At 45.8% G+C, this 20,847-nt stretch carries 20 protein-coding genes and 1 other annotated feature; of the genes, 6 read left to right on the top strand and 14 right to left on the bottom strand.

Annotated features, from left to right (window positions below):
* Positions 1-27: 27 nt before the first annotated feature.
* A complete protein-coding gene (locus tag FFM77_RS08405) occupies positions 28-327 on the top strand; it encodes a hypothetical protein (protein WP_137635326.1) in 300 nt (99 codons plus the stop codon).
* Positions 328-361: 34 nt separating this feature from the next.
* Entirely contained in the window at positions 362-988 is a 627-nt protein-coding gene (locus FFM77_RS08400) for a hypothetical protein (protein WP_137635325.1), read from the top strand.
* A 40-nt stretch (positions 989-1,028) separates the two neighbouring features.
* On the opposite strand, the gene FFM77_RS08395 is transcribed toward FFM77_RS08400, so the two are convergent.
* The 3 genes from FFM77_RS08395 to FFM77_RS08385 all read right to left on the bottom strand — a co-directional run bounded on the left by FFM77_RS08395 (position 1,029) and on the right by FFM77_RS08385 (position 4,938).
* Entirely contained in the window at positions 1,029-2,453 is a 1,425-nt protein-coding gene (locus FFM77_RS08395; protein ID WP_137635324.1) for a serine hydrolase, read from the bottom strand.
* A gap of 223 nt (positions 2,454-2,676) precedes the next feature.
* Entirely contained in the window at positions 2,677-4,071 is a 1,395-nt protein-coding gene (locus FFM77_RS08390; protein ID WP_137635323.1) for an Nramp family divalent metal transporter, read from the bottom strand.
* Between the two features lie 189 nt (positions 4,072-4,260).
* Positions 4,261-4,938 (bottom strand): TetR/AcrR family transcriptional regulator, encoded by a 678-nt coding sequence (locus tag FFM77_RS08385; protein ID WP_137635322.1) that lies wholly within the window; start codon positions 4,936-4,938, stop codon positions 4,261-4,263.
* Between the two features lie 182 nt (positions 4,939-5,120).
* Here FFM77_RS08385 and FFM77_RS08380 point away from each other — a divergent pair, with 182 nt between their 5' ends.
* The gene (locus FFM77_RS08380) at positions 5,121-5,567 is read left to right on the top strand and encodes an Rrf2 family transcriptional regulator (RefSeq protein ID WP_137635321.1); all 447 of its coding nucleotides are present in this window, start codon (positions 5,121-5,123) and stop codon (positions 5,565-5,567) included.
* Between the two features lie 174 nt (positions 5,568-5,741).
* Positions 5,742-6,617: a tyrosine-protein phosphatase gene (locus FFM77_RS08375; RefSeq protein WP_137635320.1), complete on the top strand. Its 876-nt coding sequence runs from the start codon at positions 5,742-5,744 to the stop codon at positions 6,615-6,617.
* 96 nt (positions 6,618-6,713) lie between these two features.
* On the opposite strand, the gene lpdD is transcribed toward FFM77_RS08375, so the two are convergent.
* The 10 genes from lpdD to FFM77_RS08325 form a co-directional block, all read right to left on the bottom strand.
* Entirely contained in the window at positions 6,714-7,124 is a 411-nt protein-coding gene (gene lpdD / locus FFM77_RS08370) for a prenylated flavin chaperone LpdD (protein ID WP_137635319.1), read from the bottom strand.
* 4 nt (positions 7,125-7,128) lie between these two features.
* On the bottom strand, positions 7,129-7,692 hold the full coding sequence (locus FFM77_RS08365; protein WP_137635318.1) for a UbiX family flavin prenyltransferase: 564 nt from the start codon (positions 7,690-7,692) through the stop codon (positions 7,129-7,131).
* 162 nt (positions 7,693-7,854) lie between these two features.
* The gene (trpA, locus tag FFM77_RS08360) at positions 7,855-8,625 is read right to left on the bottom strand and encodes a tryptophan synthase subunit alpha (protein ID WP_137635317.1); all 771 of its coding nucleotides are present in this window, start codon (positions 8,623-8,625) and stop codon (positions 7,855-7,857) included.
* Complete coding sequence (trpB, locus tag FFM77_RS08355; RefSeq protein WP_137635316.1) at positions 8,618-9,832, bottom strand: tryptophan synthase subunit beta; 1,215 nt, start codon at positions 9,830-9,832, stop codon at positions 8,618-8,620. Before trpB ends, trpA begins: the two co-directional genes overlap by 8 nt.
* Before the next feature lie 16 nt (positions 9,833-9,848).
* Positions 9,849-10,436, bottom strand: a complete 588-nt coding sequence (locus FFM77_RS08350; protein ID WP_137635315.1) for a phosphoribosylanthranilate isomerase — start codon at positions 10,434-10,436, stop codon at positions 9,849-9,851.
* Positions 10,429-11,214, bottom strand: coding sequence for an indole-3-glycerol phosphate synthase TrpC (trpC, locus tag FFM77_RS08345; RefSeq protein ID WP_137635314.1), 786 nt, complete (start codon positions 11,212-11,214; stop codon positions 10,429-10,431). The genes FFM77_RS08350 and trpC overlap by 8 nt, the downstream gene beginning before the upstream one ends.
* Complete coding sequence (gene trpD / locus FFM77_RS08340) at positions 11,211-12,230, bottom strand: anthranilate phosphoribosyltransferase (protein ID WP_137635313.1); 1,020 nt, start codon at positions 12,228-12,230, stop codon at positions 11,211-11,213. Before trpD ends, trpC begins: the two co-directional genes overlap by 4 nt.
* A gap of 135 nt (positions 12,231-12,365) precedes the next feature.
* Positions 12,366-12,620, bottom strand: a binding site (T-box leader).
* Positions 12,621-12,705: 85 nt separating this feature from the next.
* Complete coding sequence (locus FFM77_RS08335) at positions 12,706-13,275, bottom strand: anthranilate synthase component II (protein ID WP_137635312.1); 570 nt, start codon at positions 13,273-13,275, stop codon at positions 12,706-12,708.
* Positions 13,272-14,717, bottom strand: a complete 1,446-nt coding sequence (locus FFM77_RS08330; protein WP_137635311.1) for an anthranilate synthase component I family protein — start codon at positions 14,715-14,717, stop codon at positions 13,272-13,274. The genes FFM77_RS08335 and FFM77_RS08330 overlap by 4 nt, the downstream gene beginning before the upstream one ends.
* Before the next feature lie 789 nt (positions 14,718-15,506).
* Positions 15,507-17,702 (bottom strand): glycoside hydrolase family 65 protein, encoded by a 2,196-nt coding sequence (locus FFM77_RS08325; protein WP_171001584.1) that lies wholly within the window; start codon positions 17,700-17,702, stop codon positions 15,507-15,509.
* A gap of 171 nt (positions 17,703-17,873) precedes the next feature.
* On the opposite strand from FFM77_RS08325, the gene FFM77_RS08320 reads away from it, so the two are divergent.
* Entirely contained in the window at positions 17,874-18,656 is a 783-nt protein-coding gene (locus FFM77_RS08320; RefSeq protein WP_137635309.1) for a hypothetical protein, read from the top strand.
* A gap of 114 nt (positions 18,657-18,770) precedes the next feature.
* Here the strand turns inward: FFM77_RS08320 and pnuC are convergent, their stop codons facing one another.
* Positions 18,771-19,550: a nicotinamide riboside transporter PnuC gene (pnuC, locus tag FFM77_RS08315; protein ID WP_137635308.1), complete on the bottom strand. Its 780-nt coding sequence runs from the start codon at positions 19,548-19,550 to the stop codon at positions 18,771-18,773.
* Positions 19,551-19,934: 384 nt separating this feature from the next.
* On the opposite strand from pnuC, the gene map reads away from it, so the two are divergent.
* The gene (gene map / locus FFM77_RS08310; protein ID WP_137635307.1) at positions 19,935-20,723 is read left to right on the top strand and encodes a type I methionyl aminopeptidase; all 789 of its coding nucleotides are present in this window, start codon (positions 19,935-19,937) and stop codon (positions 20,721-20,723) included.
* Positions 20,724-20,847 lie beyond the last annotated feature (124 nt).

Here is a 20,847-nt window from a genome sequence, read left to right as displayed (position 1 = left end):
GACACAACTAAAAGGAGTTCGATTACAATGAAAAACTTATTGACGAAATTAACGATTACCTTAATGGCCGCCGGAACGTTATTTGCCACAACTGGGACAGCCTTAGCCGATACCAAGCCAGCCGCCCCAGCGCAAACCTCAACTACCTTAGTCACCCGCGTCAATCGAGACACCAACTTGGCAACCAAAGCAACCGTTGTCGTGAAACACGACTTAACTCCCAAAGCAACTAAACTAACTGCTAAATCTACCCAGAATTTTGTGTTAGACACCATTGATACCAGCGCTGAAAGTATCAGCAAAGCCAAATACGCCCCAACAAAATAAACCAGCAACGACTATAGTCTAGGAGGTCGCCACCATGTCAACTTTAACTGACCAAATCGAAACCCAACTTCAATTGCATCGCCAAGCTGCCCTGATCAAGAATCAAGCGCAGGGCATTTGGTATACAGGCGGTGATCTGTTAGAAGATATTGCCCTTTGTCGCACCAGCCTGCAACAGCAATCAGTCGGTGCCGGCCAACAATTGCTGATTAGTTTGGATAATACCGCTGTTTTACCAGTCTTATTAATTGCCAGTTGGAAACTAGGCATTAATGTCACCTTAGCTGCCCCAACTAAACAGCGTCCCTCATTAACCCCGGATCACTTCACCGCCATGGTCTACCCGCCGAATCAAATGCACATTCTGGCTGCCCAAGTTGACCCGCAACAAGTTAGTCTGTTAACGCTGCTCTTAAATACCGCGCCTAACTTTGCCTATTTCGTCCAAGACTTGGCCCCAGCCCTCGTTCAAACACCAGAAGCTGGTTTACAATTACCCGGTGAACCGCAAGTCTGGTCACAAGCAGCACTCCTAAAAGCCCTGCAGACCTTGCCTACGAACACGCCAATTACCGATATTTATGATTTAGAGCACGGGATCTTACCGTTACTTGCCAACTTACTGCAGCCGACTCCGTTTGCCCTGGCCTGCGCGGGATAAACAAAAAGAGCCGGTGCTGACACCAACCCCTGATTGATTATTAATAAACAATTTGTTGGACCTTTTCAGTTATTTTAGCAATTTTTGGAAAATCAACAAAGCTGGCACTGTTGCCACCATATTGACGCCAAGTTAGGACCACTAAGATGTAGCGTTGCCCATTTGGTAAGGTCACAATCCCCGCATCGCCGTTGTAATTTTGACCATAATCAGCTAAAAAACCGACTTTATCTTGCACGGTCGTCCCAGCGTTAGCCCGATCTGCTCCCGTTGGAATGCCTTTACGATAGATCTGTTGACCCATTAAGTTTAAAATTCGAGCTCGATCAGTCGCATTTTTAAACGCACGTTTACCCGTTGCTAGGTCCCGTAAGACACGCATTAAGCTATTGGCCGTCGTCACCGAATCATGATTGGCACTAAAGACACCCCCGTAATAGCCTTGTGATGCCAGCCAATGGTTAATATTGGTGCGCCCATAACGCCGTAATATACTGACCGGGTAATCATTCGCACTTTGAACAATCATCCGCTGGATACCCGCAGTATTGGCTTTCGTCCAAGAAAATCGATGTTGCTGCTTCAAGTGCATCAAATATGCCGCAATATAGAGCTTATACGTACTAGCCGAAACCGTCACTTGACTGCCATGCGCACTAACGGCTAATTTACCAGCTTGATAAACTGCCGCTTGCTTAGCTTTAGCAGCTGGACTGTCTTTTTTCGGCGTTAAGTTATAAAATGCAACTGCGGTTGTCCGTTGCTTAGTCACACTATTGAGGTAAGTTTGTAGTTTCTTTTTAATCGCAGCCTGTTGCTTAGCGACATCGTAATAAGTCCCCGCTTTTAAGTACCGATGCCAGACCCAACCCCTAACCCCTTTCTTAGTCGTGACATAAAAGTACAAGTACTTCGTCCCATGTCGATAGAAATAGCGTTGTTTCGTTGCACGATAGGTTTGCTTGGCGCTTAAGGGTTGACTGTTAACTAATTGCAGCGCCGTTGTGGGTCCCGTCATCTGGAAGAGACGGCCTTTTTTTGCTTTAATATAATTTTTAGCTCGCTTAACTTTAATCGTATCGGCTTGATAATGCCGTCCGGGTTTTAAATGATCCGCGGCAATCCAAGTTTGACCGCCATCTTTAGCATTGGTCGCTCGATAATAGCGTGCGGTGGTCCCTGCAACCAACACATCCGTTTGCGCACTCACCATCCAAGTCGTTTTGGAAGTAGTCTTTAAATCATGAGTAGCTGTCAACTGAACATGTTGATCCTGATCAATCAGTCGATACCCATGCCCCGTTCCCACTGAATAGTACGGTTTGGGCGTTAGCGGCACCGTGGCTGTCCGCGTGGTCACTGCTGAACCCGAACTTGCTACCGCTTGGCTAGTCAGTGGTGCTGACAACACCGTCAAGCCACCAATAATCCCGATCATTCCCGCGATAAGTTGTCTTTTCATCATCTACTACTCCTCCTAAGCATTAACCGCTACTCCTCCATAACAGTCGACTAAGGTTCAGTCACTTACTGAACCTTGTTAAGCATAATCTTAAAGTAATCCAGCAATAAAGTAAACGATTTCATTTTTCGATAGTGTTCCCTTAACTGCTCTTGCACAGTCAAGGCCACAAAAAAACACGCTCAAGCAATCGCTTGAACGTGTCACATTAAGTTTAAGTTCAAATTTAAACTAAGCCAACCGTTTGTAAGATTAAGTAGATATTCAAGACAATCAAAATTGCAGTAATGACCCAAGCCGTCCACTTGACCCACTCGCGGTTCTTGAAGTTCCCCATCAGTTTCTTATCACTAGTAAACATAACCAGTGGAATCATCGCAAATGGCAACGCGATACTTAAGAAGACTTGTGAGAACGTTAAGAGACTTTCAATCTTGGCTTCATTACCATGGTAGTAAATCGCGAAAGCCAAAACTGGAGCGACGGAGATTAATCGGGTCAATAACCGTTGTGCCCATAATGGCATCTTCAAACGGATGAACCCTTCCATGATAATCTGTCCGGAAAGCGTCCCAGTAATTGTGGAACTTTGACCGGAAGATAGCAAAGCGACAGCGAATAACATACTCAAGACCGGGCTTGCAATCGAGCCAACAATCTTACTGTTACCTAACGCATTGTATAAATCAACGAACCGGCCTAAATCACCCTTAGTTCCAAAGAATAATGCCGCACCCAAAATCAAGAGTAAACTATTGACCACAAAGGCCACGGATAATTGAATATTAGAATCAATCGTCGTGAACTTAACGGCTTTAGCCACTTCTTTTTCATCATTGCGATCAACTGCCCGTGTTTGCGAGATGGAAGAGCCTAGATACAAGTTATGCGGCATAACCGTTGCCCCAACAATCCCTAATGCTAAGTAAAGCATGGATTGGTTGCTGACAATTTGAGTGGTTGGCACGTAGCCTTTTAACATTTGCGGTACGTTTGGTTGGGAGATAATCACTTCATATAAGAAGACGAAGAGAATCACCGCTACCAGCGTTGCCACAATCGCTTCAATCTTACGGAAGCCTAACTTCATTAAGAGTAATAGGATCAAAACATCCGCGGTCGTAATCAAGATCCCAACAATTAATGGGAACCCAAACAACAGCTTTAACGCAATCCCTGAACCAATAATTTCAGCCACATCGGTCGCCATAATAGCTAATTCAGTAATCACCCATAGGAAAATTCCCATGCGCTTAGATGTCCGCTCGCGGGTCAATTGGGCTAAATCTTTCCCCGTTACAATCCCTAACCGGGCGGCCATCGCTTGCAGTAACATCGCAATCAAACTTGAAAGTAAGATAACCGATAACAGCGCGTACTTATATTGTGAACCCCCGGCAATCGACGTGATCCAGTTCCCTGGGTCCATATAACCGACTGCCACTAGTGCGCCTGGCCCAGTATAGGCCACCAACGTTCGCCAGAAATTGGCATTCTTCGGAACGCGCACACTCCCATTCACTTCGTCCAAGCTTTTACTATCGGTCCCAGTCGAATGGATCCCCGTACTGCCTTTCGTGGCTACCATCGCTGAACGGTCCTTCGTTTTTGCTAGTTTCATTATGAAACCCTCTCTTCTATTGGTTTAGAATTCAGGTTGTGGACTACTGTGTGATCCTCAACAGTAACGCTCAATCACCTTAAATTGAGCAGTCACTTTAATTCCACTTGGTAGTATATCATCAATGAGAAAATAGTCAACTGTTTTCATTTGTTTTATTTGGGTCACCTAAGTTTACAAAGATGCCGACTAATCCACCTGTAACGGCATTCTGCGCGGGCTTAAGCCGTTAACTAAGAAATCACTGAGATAGTGTACCGTTTGTTGATTATCATAAACATCTAAGTCTGCATACAAGACTTTTTCAACTAAATAACCGCCCAATGTTGAAAACAACAATTGTAAAATCATATGATTTGGCCAGTCAACCAGTTCACCGTCCGCTTTTAAGCGATCCATCACCTGATTGGCTTGCGTTAAAACCTCTGGTGACACCATGCCCAGTACGGCAGCACGGTCTTCCGCGTTATTGAAGAATTGGGATAAGATCACTTCCAAAGAAGCCCGATTCCGTTCCACAAAAGCAACGCGATCCGCGACTAAACTAACGATAAACATGTCTAACGTTTGACTATCTTCGTCTAAGGTCGCCTGATCCAAAGTGTTCAACATCATCGGCAAAATATGCTGCACAATTGGCTGCATAATTGCCTTTAAAATCCCGTTCTTATTAGTAAAATTATGAAAAAGTGTCCCCTCTGCAACACCCGCACGGTCTGCAATTTCCCGGGTGCCAACCTCTTCATAACTCTTTTCAGCAAACAGCGCTAACGCGGCCGATAAAATCTTGCGTTGGGTCTTGGTAATTTGGCCATCCTTGCCTAATGAAGCGGCATAATACGCCTGGATGGTTTCAAGTTCACTCATTTTAAAGCTCCTTTTTGAAGTAACTGCTCAATTTATTACCATCATCATAACCGATTTTGTAATAATAAGCAACAAATTTCTTTGAAAAGTTACATGATTATTCGAATTAGCATTAATAATTGCTTTACATATTTAGCTATCGTATAATCACAGTAATTAATATAGTTACAGGAAGTGAGTTTATGCGTGTATCAACCCGTTTGAGTGATTCCATCCATTTACTAGCGTTTCTCAATATCTATGCTGATCAACACTTAACTAGTGACCTGATTGCCAGCAGTATCGAGACCAGTCCGGTGGTGGTCCGACGGTTAATGGGCAAGTTACGGCAGGCCGGGCTTATTACAACGACCCCCGGTTCAGCACAACCAGCATTAGCCAAACCACTAAATCAGATCTCATTACTAACCATTTTTTACGCGGTCGAAGGGGATAAATCACTCTTTGCCGTTGATCTGAAAACCAATCCGGAATGCATCGTTGGCGGCAATATTCAGACCGTCTTGCAGCAATACTATCAAGACGCCCAGACCGCTGCCGAAGCTCGGTTAGCACGTACCAGCATGCAAGATATTGTCGATAACATTTTAGTCGAACAAGCTAAAAAAGACGCTTTATCGCATAACTAACAATAGTCGGAAATCCTTGATAATTTCAGGATCTCCGACTATTTTACTATTCTCGCTCAATCAGCTGATAAAACCAATTAGTTCACTTCGCTTACATAATCTTTACCGAATCCATATATGAGCTTTACATTCGAGGACTATAGTTAAGACATTCTTTTATTGGAGGGGAATCCATTGAGAAAATCAGTTATTGTGGCAATGTTAGCTTTATCGGTAGTAACACCTAGCACCAGTATCGTGACGCCTTTGTTAGCCCATGCGGCAACCAAAAAAGCAACGAAAACGGTCAAACAACCGAAAGTAAAACAGATTAAGCTCCAAGGTGCGATTAACGTCCGCGACTTAGGCGGTTACCGGACTAAAGACGGCAAAACGATTAAGAAACACAAGTTACTCCGGTCAGCAGCGCTCGGAACCTTAACCAAGGCTGATACTAAGAAATTAGTCCAAAAGTACCATCTCGCAACTGATATTGATCTCCGAACTGATGGCGAAGTTAAAAAATCGCCGGATGTTAAAATCAAAGGCGTTAAATACGTCTTTGATCCAGTCATGCATAACTTCTCCAAGATTGGCAAGACGGAATCCGGCGACAAAGTTATGGCACATACTTATAGCCAATTCGTCACAACCAAAGGCGCCCGCAACGCTTATCACAACTTATTCGAGCAACTCTTACACAACCCTAAGAATAAAGCAGTGCTCTGGCATTGCTCCGCAGGCAAAGACCGTGCCGGTATGGGTAGCGTACTGGTTTTGTCAGCGTTAGGCGTTGATCGTAAGACCATCAATCATGACTTCATGCTCTCCAATAAATTCCGCGCTAGCCTCAACAAGCAGAACTTGGCAGCCTTAACTGCCAAAGGTGTTTCGAAAAAATCACTCGACTACAAACGTAAAAAAGCAATGGATGCGGTAAAGATGACTTACATCAACACATCATATAAGTTAATCAAAAAGGACTACGGTTCAATGAACAATTTCTTGCATAAAGGAATTGGCTTGACCAACAGTGACATCACCAAATTGCGGCACATGTATTTAAAATAAGCCTCAACTCCACTTGAACCATCCTAAATCCTAGCAAGAACGCCCATTACCGGCAGTCAATGACTGTTAGTAATGGGCGTTCTATTTATTTTAAGCCTACTTGGGCTGTTCTGTATTGCTGTAATATTCTGGTTGTTGAGCTTGAATCGGATTAGCTTGCAGCCAAGTGATAATTTGTTCACCCAGCGCGGTCGTCATTGGCGCGGCCGCAGCAATCTGAGCTTTTGTAATTTGATTAACGTGAATACCAGCCGTAATCGTACAACTACCAGGTAAATAAGCCTGCAATTGTTGGGCTAGGCGTTCCGAAATAAAGTTATCTTTGTGGAAGCGACCATCATGACTTGGAAATTTGATGGTTTGTGGCGTAGTTGTCGCCGTTAGGGTGGTCACATCGCCAATGTGCGGATGACTACCACCGGTGACGACAATCAACAGGTCAAAGCCGATCACTTGGACAGTGGCCATCATTTGATACCCCGCTTGACGCGTCATAAATGTTGCCATCTAACTAATCCCCTTCCCAACGTCGATCAGTGTCGTTATGAATTTGAAAGGCATCTAAAATCTTCATCGTTTGATGATTGACTAAATCTTGAATCGTTTTTGGCTGATTATAAAACGCTGGAATCGGCGGAATAATCTGGGCACCGAGCTTCGCCAACTTCGTCAAATTTTCCAGATGGATCACACTCAACGGTGTTTCACGTGGAACAATCACTAATTTTCGTTGCTCCTTAATCGTGACATCGGCGGCTCGCGCAATCAGATTGTCACCAAAGCCATAAGCGATTCCGGCTACGGTTTTCATACTAGCGGGAACAATCACCATCCCATCATTTAAGAAAGAACCGCTGGCAATCTTAGCGCCTTGATCGTTGATATTATACGTATAATCAGCTAAGTCTTTTAACTGTTGTAAGGAATAATCCGTTTCAAGTGCTAAGTTCTTCTTAGCCCAAGTACTCATCACCAGATGCGTCTCCACATCCGGCATTGGCTTTAACTTGGCTAATAAATCGACGGCGTATATCGTTCCGGACGCCCCCGTAATCCCAACTACAATCTGTTTCATTTAATCGACCTCTTAATTTCATCTTTAGCTTCAACCTCTATCTTAAACGCCGGCTAGGTCGGGAACAACTCGACTTTTGACTAATTCATATTCCGTTATGGAATAACACAAAAACACGCCCCAAATGAGACGTGTTTCAACCTAGTTAGGATGACCTATCATTTAGCTTAAAGCTTGCTTAATTGACTGCGCATAGTTGGCTAATTGGGCTTGCAAGTCAACCGGTTGGGCGGCCATCAACTTCACAATCGCGCTCCCAATAATGATACCATCCGCTAATTGGCCAAGCTCATGCGCTTGTTGCGGTGAATGAATGCCAAACCCAATGGCGACTGGGACTGTGGTAACCGCCCGAATCTGGGCAATCGTCGTGGCCAACTGCTTCGAAAACTGCTCCCGTTGACCGGTGACGCCCATCGCTGAAACGACGTAAATAAACCCAGTTGCTTGAGCCGCAATCTTGGTGATACGCTTGCCAGAAGTCGGCGCAATCAGTGGCACTAACGCCACATGATGCTTCGTCGCAATCGCTTTTAATTCGGCATTTTCTTCTAGTGGCAGATCTGGAATCACCAAACCACTAATATCGAGTTGCTGACAGCGCTGGCAAAAGGCGTCATAACCATATTTATAAACCAAATTGACATAGGTTAATAACACAATAGGCACGGCCGTTTGTGTGCGAACCTGCTCGACGATTTCAAAGACGGTCGCCGTCTTGACCCCGGCTTTAAATGCGCGTAAGTCAGCCGCCTGAATCACGGGACCATCCGCGACGGGGTCAGAGAATGGTAATCCCAGTTCAACAACATCCGCTCCATTTTCAGCGAGTGTCACGATACTTTTTACTGTGGTCTCAACATCCGGATCATCAGCCACAATAAAAGGCATAAAAACTTTTTGTTGATCAAAAACAGCTTTTAAATTAGTCATGTAAATCAGTCCCCCGATAGCGTGCAATTGCGGCAACATCCTTATCGCCACGGCCTGACAATGTACAAATGATTGTTTGATCCGGTCGCATCGTTGGCGCCACCTTCATCACATAGGCTAAAGCGTGACAACTTTCAATCGCCGCAATAATTCCTTCCGTCTTCGCAATATATTCAAAAGCTTGCACGGCTTCTTCATCCGTAATGCCAACATAGGTCGCGCGTTTTAGCGCTGCTAATTGGGCATGTTCCGGACCAACCCCAGGATAATCCAGGCCGGCTGAGATCGAATAAACTTGATCAATCTGACCATCATCATTTTGTAAGAACAAGGACTTCATGCCGTGGAAAATCCCTGGAGTTCCCTTTTCAATCGTGGCAGCAGTTTGCCCGGTATTGACACCTTTACCCGCAGCTTCACAACCAATCAACTGCACACTAGGATCGTCGATATATTGGGCAAAACTCCCAATGGCATTACTGCCACCGCCAACACACGCCACGACCATATCTGGTAAATGATGTTCAACCGCTTGCAGCTGCGCTTTAGATTCCCGACTGATCACGCTCTGAAAATCATGCACCATCTGTGGAAACGGATAAGGTCCTACGGCTGAACCCATCACATAAAAAGTATCATCGACCCGTTGCGTCCATGCTTGTAGCGCCGCGTTGACCGCATCTTTTAACACCATTGAACCAGTCGTCACTGGATGGACTTTAGCGCCTAGTAATTCCATCCGATAGACATTCAACCGTTGACGATCCGTATCCAACTTACCCATATAGACTTCACAGTCCATGCCGAATAAGGCGGCAATTGTGGCCGTTGCCACGCCATGCTGCCCGGCCCCGGTCTCGGCAATCAGGCGGGTCTTTCCCATCCGTTTAGCAATTAAGGCTTGACCAATCACATTATTAATCTTGTGAGCACCAGTATGATTCAAATCTTCACGTTTTAAATAAATCTTGGCGCCACCCAAATCCTTGGTCATCCGCTCGGCATAGTAGAGCAATGAGGGCCGATTAGCATAGTCGTGTAATAATGTGTGTAGGTCATGCAAGAAATCTGGATCTTGCCGATAACGGTGATACGCCTTAGCCACGGCTTGTAATTCCGTCATTAAGGTTTCTGGGATGAATTGACCACCGAACTGACCGTAATAGCGATCATCGGTTGTCTGAGCTGTTGTTAGTCTTTCTGACATTTTAAAGAACTCCATTTCAGTTGAATTGATGGACTTTAGCCACCATCTGCGCGATTTTATGTGGATCCTTACGGCCAGCCGTTTCCACACCACGCGAGACATCGATAACTGCAGGCCGACTAGTTTGTAGGACAGCCGTAACATTTTTTGGCGTCAATGCGCCGGCTAAAAAGACCGGCTGACTAATCGGTAGGTTAAGCTGTGCTTGCGTTAACGGTTGCTTACTGCCTACCTGACTATCTAGCATGACATAATCCGCTGGCGTTGCCTGATACGGCCGTTCTGGCAAACGAAATGCTTGAATCACTGGGACACCAGTGCGTTGTAAGGCCCGGATGGTCGTTGCCGATTCATGGCCGTGCAGTTGCACGATGCTAATCGCCCCTTGCTGCACGGCCATCAGCATCGTCGCCAATGAGGCATCGACAAAGACTCCTACACTAGGAATCGCTGAATCCAGGTGTCGCCGCAAGTTTAAAGCTTGATCCAAGGTCAGTTGATGTCGACCAGCAGTAAATACAAAGCCGGCATAATCTGGTTTAGCGTGATTAATAGCCGCAATATCAGCGGTCGTCATTAACCCGCAGATTTTAATTTTAGTCATTAGCAATACTTCCTTTTAACTCGGCTAACTTAGCCGCTTTATCAGGGGCACGCATTAAGGTCTCACCAATCAAGACGCCATCCAGCTTAGCTGCCCGTAAGCGCGCCATATCCGTGGCAGTCCGAATCCCGCTTTCAGCAATCACGGGAATCCCCGCTGGCACCATCGGCCGTAAACTAATACTGCGATTTAAGTCAACTTTGAAATCTGTTAAATCCCGGTTATTGATCCCAATCAGCCGCGCGCCAGCTGCCAAGCCACGGGTTAATTCTGTCCGATTATGCACTTCTACAATCGCCGCTAAGCCTAAGTCATCGGCTAACGCCTGCAACTCACGCAATTGTGCATCCGTTAAGATAGCAACAATTAGTAAGACCATGTCGGCCCCTGCTAACTTCGCTCGATACAGCATGCTTGGTGCTAACGTAAAATCTTTTCGTAAGACTGGAACATCAACCTTATTAGCAATCGTTTGCAAATAAGCCAAGTCACCGTGAAAATAATCTGGTTCGGTCAACACGGAAATCGCATCAATTCCGGCTGCGACATAAGCCTGTGCAATTTGTAAATACGGAAAATTCGTTACAATCTGGCCTTTCGATGGCGACGCTTGTTTGACTTCGCCAATCACTTGTAAGCCGGGGTGTCGAAACCGATTCAAGACGGCGTCGACATTACCTTTAGGCCTTGCCAGGGCTTGCTGTCGCAAGATCGCTGTGGGAATCGTCTGCGCCGCTAGTCGGCGTTGGGTATGCTGGACCAGCGTGTCTAAAATCATGCGGCCTGCCCCGCTTTCGTTAAGGCAATCAGTTGCGTCAATTGTTGTAAAGCTGCTCCGTCATCAATGGCGGCTTGGGCCAAGTTAATGCCAGCTTGAATACTCAGTTCGGGTCGCGCCGTGTGAATGGCACAACCGGCGTTGAACACGACCACATCTCGTTGTGGACCCGGTTGTCCATTCAAAATAGCACGCGTAATCGCCGCATTGTCAGCTGGCGAGCCTCCAATAATTGCCGCTTTATCACAACGTTGTAGTCCGAATTGTTCGGGCGTTAACGTGGTCGTGGTTAAGTGGTCACCGTTAATCTCAGCCACTGTGGTTGGTGCGGATAAGGACACTTCATCAAAGCCATCTTGACCATGCACGACCATCGCATGCTTTAGCCCCAACTGCTGCAAGACCTTCGCCATCGGGACGACTAAGGCATCATCGTAGACCCCCAAGACTTGTGCCGTGGCATGTGCCGGATTAGCTAACGGCCCAAGAATGTTGAACAAGGTCCGAATGCCTAATGCCTGACGGACTGGCGCCACATACTTCATCGCTTGATGGTATTCTTGCGCGAATAAGAAACATAACCCAATCTGTCGCAGAATCGTGGCACTCTGTTGCGGATCAACGGTAATGTTGACGCCCAGTGCTTCTAACACATCGGCCGCGCCACTCTTCGATGAAGCCGCGCGATTACCATGCTTGGCCACCGGAATCCCAGTCGCCGAAACAACTAGCGCCGTCGTCGTTGAAATATTAAATGAATTCGAATGATCACCGCCCGTACCGACAATTTCTAAGACGGCTTCATCGGTTGGAAACGCCAACGCATGAGCGCGCATCGCGGCGGCTGCTCCCGCAATTTCTGGTACGGTCGCCATTTTGACTGCTAGCCCAGTTAAAAAGCTGGCAATTTGAATATCGGTCGTGTGTCCGCTCATAATCTCATCAATCACGGCGTGGGTTTGGTCATAAGTTAAATCTTGATTTTCAGTTAAGGTTTTAATCGCAGTTTCAATCATAGGTATTCCTCCAATTTTAAATGCTAAGTAACGCGCCATTAAATTGGGTGATACCATCGTTTACCAGGGTTTAGTTGCATACTGATGACCTCCTTAGAATCCAAAAAATCCGCCCATAAACGCAGTTTACCTACGTTTAAGGACGGATTATTCCGCGGTGCCACCTTAATTTAATTAATCGACGACTGCTCAGACAGTCCCTCAATTAATTACGCTTAGCACAGGGCTAACACCCTGCCGACAATTGACGTATGCCTAACGTTTCCCGGTACTACAGTTTCGCGGGAACCCTCGATGGTCCATTTAATAATCTGCGTTCGACGGCACTCTCAGCAGCGGCCGCTCTCTTTACGTGCACAATTATCTTGATCTCCATCTCATCGGTTTATGGACGAACTTATTTGGTTGTTATTGAGAATAAGGCTGTTTTTGATGAAAGTCAAGCTTTATTTTCATTTAATTTTAATTTTACTCACTAAATTGACAGAAAGTTACGAATGATTTTAGTGCCCACCTTGGGATCAGTCATGATTGATTCCGGATGAAACTGTACCCCATAAACCGCACGGGCTTCATCTGCTACCGCCATAATCGTGCCATCATCAGCCGTCGCCGTTACTTGTAAGTCAGACGGACATTGGGTAATCGCCAGTGAATGATAACGCGCCCCGGTAAAGGTCGTTGGACAACCAGCAAACAGCTGCCCAGCTTGATTAACCGTAATCGAACTGGGACGACCATGCATCAACTCAGGAGCTGGACCGACTTGACCGCCATACGCTAACGCTAGTGCTTGATGACCTAGACATACCCCTAGAATGGGGACCCGGCCAATCAACGCATGTAGTTGAGCCATCATTGCCCCCGCCTGTTCTGGCCGTCCTGGACCGGGCGAAAAAAAGAGTTTACTAGGATGACGCGCAATCAGTTCAGCCGGTGTTAACGCATCATTTTTGATTACCGTAATTGGTTCGGCCGTTAAAGTACCGACTAGTTGGTACAAGTTATACGTGAAGCTGTCATAATTATCAATCAGATAAATCATTGCGCCACCACCTTTAGCGCTTGCACGACCGCGCGCGCTTTATGATTGAACTCTTGAAATTCATGTTTGGCACAACTATCGGCCACAATGCCCGCACCAGAATGTACGACTAGTTGGGCGCCTTGTCGATAGGCCAAACGAATGCCAATACAGAAATCCAAATCACCATTGAAATCTAAGTATCCTAAGCAACCGCCATAAATACCGCGCTTGCGCTGTTCAAGCTCACTAATCAGTTGCATTGCCCGAACTTTAGGGGCGCCCGATAGCGTTCCCGCTGGCATTAGCGACTCGATGATATCAATCGGAGACGTTCCTGCTGCCACCCGACTTTCAACTGTTGATCCCAAGTGCATCACTTGGCTGAACTTCAACAGTTGCCGCGTCCGAGTCACTTGTACACTACCAAACTGACTGACTTTGCCTAAATCATTGCGGCCCAAGTCAATCAGCATATTATGTTCCGCCAATTCTTTCGGACTAGTCATTAATTCACGGGCCAACGCCATATCTTCAGCAGCCGTTCTTCCTCGTCGCCGAGTACCTGCTAACGGATAAGTCACTAGCTTATCCCCTTGTTTTTTAATCAGCGTCTCCGGTGAAGCCCCAACCGTCTCGAAATCACCGTGCCGAAAGTAAAATTGATACGGCGCCGGACTGGCTGGAAATAAGGTTCGGGTTAAGTTGAATAATGGCCCCGTCATCTGTGCCCGTTGTGGGTTTGATAAGATCAACTGAAAAATATCACCTTGGCGAATATGCTGCTTCGTTTGGGCGACCTTGGCGGTAAACGTCGGCAAATCAAAAGCTAGCGTCAACGGTGTCAGTAACCGTAATGTCGGCAGCGCGGGTTCCAGACAAGTGGCAAGTCGCTGTTTAAGGGCCCGCAAATCCGCCATTACCGTGGCATAACGCGTCGCCAAGGTTGCCGTTGAGACTAACTGTGACAAGGTGACTTGATGCGTTTGGTGGTTATAACCAATGACCTGATCCACCACTAATAGATCAGCATCATTCAGATGATCTGGGTCGGCCGGATGTTGCGGTAAGGTGGGATTGGCATAACGCGCATAATCATAACTAAAGTACCCTGCCAAGCCACCAGTAAAAGGCGGTAAGCCAGGAATCTTAGGCGTTTGGTTAACGGTCATTAAGTGCTGCAGGACTGGTTTTAATGCGGTTTTAGTCTGCGTTATTTTGTCAGCTGTCGTCACCGTTAGCTGACCATTGCGATACGTCAAGGTTTGTTGCGGGCGCACACCGATAAAACTATAGCCAGCTTCATTGGGTTTCGGTTGGCCGGTTAATAGAAAACACGGTTGCGTAGGCGTTTGTAGTGCCGCGGTCACGGCCACTGGATCAAATTGATCGACTTGATATTGTAAGGTTACGGGCACCATGGGGTAACTTTGACTTAGTTGTTGTAGCGTTTTTAGATTCATTTTTAATCTCCTTGAACGGCTTCAGTAACCAGCAGCTTTCAAGCATGACCATCGACAAGTTAACATACACAAATTCCTCCAAACTAAAAAATCCGCCCAAAAACGTTTTGCAACGTTTAAGGACGGATTCACTCCGCGGTACCACCTTAATTAACGCGTTAGTTGCGATAACTAACCCGTTCCCTCTAAACAAGGCTAACACCTTGCTGGCAGTGACGTCTGCCTAACGTTTCCCGGTACTCTTATTTCGCGGGAACCCTCAATGGTCCATTTAATGACTGGCATTCGGCAACATTCACAGCAATAGTCGCTCTCTGGGCGGGCCCGGTCATCTTGATCTCCATCTCATCGGTTTTTGGACGAACTTTTTTAATTGCCGTTTAGATTAAACTTTAATGAGAACTTTGTCAACTTCAACTTGTCACTCTGGTTGGCCCAGAATTGGCTGGAACGTGGTGGCCGCGTTTTCGAGCCACAGTGCGGTCTCGAAAGCCGGGCTTTATCTAAGTCGGAAAATCACCGACTAAGATAAACGACACCACTGAGCCAATTCTGGACCGCCCGCCGTTAAATTAACGCTTGGTTATTTTTCACTCAACAATTTAAACTCATTTCTTAAAATGCTCAGCCATGGCGTTTCAGCCTTTCAGAAACTAAGTGGTAGGCCATAATTTCACCTAGCATCAGACGTAATCCAATACAGTATTATTAACCAAAAGCTGACCTTAAAAATAATCGTAGTGACCTGTAGAGCTGATCCACCACGAGCCTGCTAGTCAATAAATCTTACTAAAATTGCTTAGTCGCCTGAATCTGAATGGTCCGACTCGCTTGATCAATCGTCACTTCATCGCCGACTGCGCCAGTCACAGTTAAATCGGCGGGTGTGACAGTGATGGCATAAACAGTACCTCGATACTGTAACTTAAAGGCACATTGCGTCCAGCCGGTTGGTAAGTAAGGGTGCAACGTTGCGTGCTGATCATCAATTTCTAGCCCCATCAGTCCCCAAGCAAATGTGATCCAGCTACCGCCCATCGCAGCCAAATGCAGGCCATCAGCGGTGTTGCCTTGTAAGTTTTCAAGGTCCGTATTAATCGTCCGTTTGAAGAAATCAATCGCCCCTGCATACTTGCCTAACCGCGCCGCCGCAATCGCATAAATGGCCGGTGATAATGACGAGTCATGCGTGGTGATGGGTTCGTAATAATCATAATTGGTCTGGACTTGTTGATCAGTGAATTGTTCCGGCAACAAGACCATCGCTAAGATTAAATCCGCCTGTTTTAAGACTTGTAACCGATATAAAACTAACGGATGGTAGTGGGTCAATAATGGAAATTGATCACGTGGGATCCGACTCAAATCGAGTCGTTTCTTCGATAAAAAACTATCATCCTGCGCAATTAAGTCGCCTTGCGTTTCAAAGTACATTTCGTCAGCGGCTTTTTTAAAGCGGGCCCATTCTTGATTAGACACCTTAAAGTGCCCTACAGTGCGTTGATCATAATGATCCGTTAAGTAGCGCAATTCAAATTGCACTAAATAATTGGTATAGGCATTATTATTGACCAAAGCGGTATATTCATCTGGTCCAGTAACTGTATTTAAAACAAAGCCTTTTTGTGCATCGAAATTCCCATAATCTAAATAAAAACGACTAGTTTCAATGAGGATTTCCAAGCCGTAATCACGCATAAAGGCCGCGTCGTGGGTAATCTGGAAATACCGAATCACTAAATAAGCGACATCAGCATCGATATGAATCGCGGCGGTACTGGCTGGAAAGTAGGCCGACGACTCTTCACCATTAATCGTCCGCCACGGGAACAACGCGCCGGCTAATCCCAGTGACTGTGCATAAGTTTTGGCATGGGGTAACTGTTGATAACGAACGAGCAATAAGCGCCGCGCTAACTCGGGATGATTCCAGTAAAAGAACGGGGCTTCATAGATTTCAGTGTCCCAGAAATAGTGACCATTGTAACCACTGCCAGTTAAGCCTTTCGCCGCAATGCCATGACTACCTTGATGGCCACCGAGTGCTTGGAGTAAGCCAAATTGTGAGAAACGAATGCCTAATTGTGAAGCCTCATCCCCACTAATCTTAATATCACTAGTCGCCCAGAACTGTTGCAAATCAGCCGTTTGTACTTGGGCCAGCGCTTCAAAGCTAGTCTTCAGTCCGTCGGTAGCAGCCTCCGGTAATGACGTTGTCCCTAAAGCAAACCACACCGTCTTTGTCAGGCTAACTTTTCCCTGTTCAAAAGCAAATTCACCGGTCCAATTTCCATCATCGACCCATTGACCCGGCTGATCGTAATGGACAAAGAGACTTAACTGCTGGTCACTGTGCAAGGCGTTTAACGATAGGCCTCGAATATCAGGCGTTGGTTGTGACACCTCCTGATGGTCTAAAATATCATGTGGATCATAATGCGCTAAACGTGGATCAAAGGCAGTACTTTTCGCAGTCGCCGTGGCATGTAACCCGGCCACTACCCGTAACTTACCGATCTTAAAATTTAGCGCCTCAACCGTCAACCGTTGGCCCATCAAGGCAGCCATGTGTAAACTCGTCAAACGGTCAATTTTGATTTTTAGCTGCTGGCCAGTCGCCGTTGCTTCCCAAATTAAGGTATGGGTGAATTGCCCAGTCCGCATATCTAACGCATAGTGCTGATCAATGACCTGACCTTGGTTTAAATCCACGGCCACATCATCTAGCCAGAGTTGTAATTGGGTCGGTGCGGGTAACGGAATCATCGTCTGGTTACGTTGTGGAAAGCCGAACTGAGCTTCCCCGTACTGGATCGGTTCATAATCATAAAAGCCATTCACATACGCTACCGTATCAGTCATCGGAACAGCTTGAAGCTGCGGGATTTCAGCTAAATCCTTAATCCCAATCAAGCCATTACTAACGGTTAACCGCGATGCCAATTCACGTGTCGGCTGTGTCGCTGACAGTGTCCATAAATCCATCTCATGACCTCCCATTTTGTTAACAAACTTCACCTTTTATTGTAACGCTATGCTCAGGCCACAGTTAATATCCGTTCCGAAGCGAATTAGTTAACAAATTGAACTTAATCTGTGTTGCCTCGTTAATTTTGGCTTATACTCAAGGTAGTTTATATAGAGGAAGTGATGGTGATGGCGAATCGACGCACCACTCATAATCCAAATCAATTTGTTAATACGGACGACCATCGCCGGCAACTGCAACTGGCCGTTCAAACGGCGTTACCGACGAACGTCCACGTCTTAGCACGCAACTTCGCCCGTTCTAGTGCCAGCTCCTACTGGCTATTAATGCTGGACCAACCCAATCATGTGACGCCTCGCTTCTTAACGTTGCGGATTGCCGATCATACCCTTTGGCTAGCCAATCACGATCAATTGACCTTGACCTGGCAAGCCGGTAATTTTGACGCGGTTCAACAACAATTACGCGCCCGCTTAACGGCTGAAACCTTGCAGGCATACAGTTACCAGCTAACAATGACCGATATTATCACCCTGAGATTATTGCTACATTTGGAGCAACACCAGTTAATCTGGCTGGTCCAACTCTCACCGGCAATTGCTAAGGCCTATAAGAATCAGCAACTTGATCTCCATGCCGACTTTCCGAGTGCTAAATTATTGCTTGGTAATATGAATAACAGCAGCCTACAATTGGTCCCGGTAAATCAGTCCCAATTTCAGGCACGTATTGGCCGCTACTTCGGTCGCAATTTGTTGTTTTCACAATTTACGAGTCATCAATTACTACGGCTATTGCCGACCAATCAATGGATTCGGCCGCTTTTACAGGTCTTGCCGCCAACGCCACATTTAGAGGCACAATTAGCCGCTACTTACGGAACCAGTTTTGTTCGCGTTTATGTGGAAGCTATTCGACAGCAATCCCGGTTGCAAGCTGTTGGGTCATAAAGTTTACTGAGTTTGGATGATGATCCAAACTCTTTTTTTACACAAAAAACGCCGCATCATCATCGATGCGACGTCACTGCCGGAAAGTAAAATTCCGATTATTATTTTTTAAAATTAGTGATTCAATCCAAAAGCGTGCTGATCAGCCTTTTCCGCATCCGCAGCAGCTTGTTCTTCAGCCATCAAGCGTGCCCGTTCGTGTTTGTTGTACCAAGGCGATACCGTGAAAGCCAAGATATCATTGATCAAGTAAACAGAACTATTGATAAACATCGCCAATGTCGCTGAACCTTGACGGAAAGAAATAAACCATAAGACCATCTGTGCTAAGCCCGAGGCGATCCACCAGAAGTATTGGTTGTTATAACGCAAGAAGCAGATTACACCGGCCGTTAAGCAGATGGCAAAGCTGATCGCGTCAACCCAAGGCCGCGGATCATCAGTAAAGGTGCCAATTAAGTAGCCAGAAATACCATACACGATAATCGTGGAAACAATCGCAATCACCCAAGTGCTACCAGTGAACTTTCGAATCTTTGAAACCATGTTGACATTCCAACTAGCACTCAATAAAACTGGAATATCTAAAGTAACCACGTAAGCTAATTGTTCCCCAATACTTAAATAGTTTTTAGCTGAAAAACCAACGACGATAAAGCAAAAAGCCGAAATAACGCCTAACAACCCATTAACCGATTTAGCGGCATTGATCGCCAAGACACATAAAACACCCAAAGTCGTCCCAATAAATGTTAAGATAGACAGCAGTGTAATTGGGGCACTGACCAAGGTCATTACTTGGCAACCCAAGCTAAAGTAGAATAAATAATAATTCTGTTGTGGCCAACCCTTTAGTTGGTGCGCTAAAAATTTAAAATAATTACTCAAAATCAAATTCCTCTTTCCGTCAATCAATTTATGCCGTGCGTCGTGTTTAGTTGGCCAACTAATCATTAGATACCACTATATATGGTGCATCTGCTCGAAACAACACTATATATTGTATCATTATCTTTGACGATGAAAAGGGCTAATTTTGAATTATTAAACCAGTTGTTCACAATCAATCCGCTTACTTAACCGCCAGACCGGTATTTTTCGGTTGGCGATTTTTTATTATTTTTTTATATCAGCTTTGAGCATTTAAATAGCTAGCCGTGACAGTGCCACAAATTCCATCAGCCGCAAAACAATGCCCTTTGTCGGTAGCAACCAGCTGGAGTATACTAGATACGGAAACTTTTTTACTTACATTATTTAAATTTTGTTGGAGGAAACATGATAACTCTTAAATCAGATCGTGAGATTAAGGGCATGCAAGCAGCCGGCGACATTATGGTCGGCTTGTTCCATGCTTTATCAGATTACATCAAGCCTGGGATTACTACCTGGGATGTGGACCACTTCGCCTACGAATACATTACGGCGCATGACGCCACTCCTGGTGAACTGAATTTTGAAGGCTACAAGTACTCAACTTGTGTCAGTGTTAATGACATGATTTGTCACGGTTGCCCAAGCAAAGACATCTTAGTTAAAGACGGCGACTTATTAAAAGTCGACACGGTCATCAACTACCATGGCTACTTGAGTGATTCTTGCCACGCTTTCGTTGCTGGGACCGCGACTCCAGAAGTCCAAAAGTTAATGGACGTCACGTTAAAGGCTTTATATCTAGGAATCGACCAAGCCGTTGTCGGCAACCGTATCGGTGACATTGGCTGGGCTATTCAAAATTACGCCGAAAACGAAATGGGGTACGGCGTGGTTCGCGAATACATTGGTCATGGAATTGGACCGACGATGCACGAAAAGCCTGACGTCCCACATTACGGTGAAGCTGGTCATGGGACCCGCTTAAAGGCTGGGATGACCATCACCATCGAACCAATGGTCAACATTGGCGACTGGCGCTCTGGCGAAACCGCTGACGACGGCTGGACTGTGCGCACGTTAGACGGCAGCCTTAGCTGCCAATACGAACACACTTTAGTCGTTACCAATGATGGGCCAAAAATCTTATCATCATACGATCATGACTTCGATGCGAAGTATTTACTGAAGTAAATTAAAAAAGAAGGTTATCTGAAATTTTAAAATTTCAGATAACCTTTTTTTTAATCTCAATATTTATAAGTCAAATTACGCTTGGTGCTAGTTGAAATTGTCGCCTGCCGGTTGGTTCCTAAAA

It is taken from the genome of Lactiplantibacillus songbeiensis (assembly GCF_005405125.1).
Taxonomy (GTDB): Bacteria; Bacillota; Bacilli; order Lactobacillales; family Lactobacillaceae; genus Lactiplantibacillus; species Lactiplantibacillus songbeiensis.
Note: the sequence above shows the minus strand (reverse complement) of the source record. Positions and strands in the feature narration are given on the sequence as shown.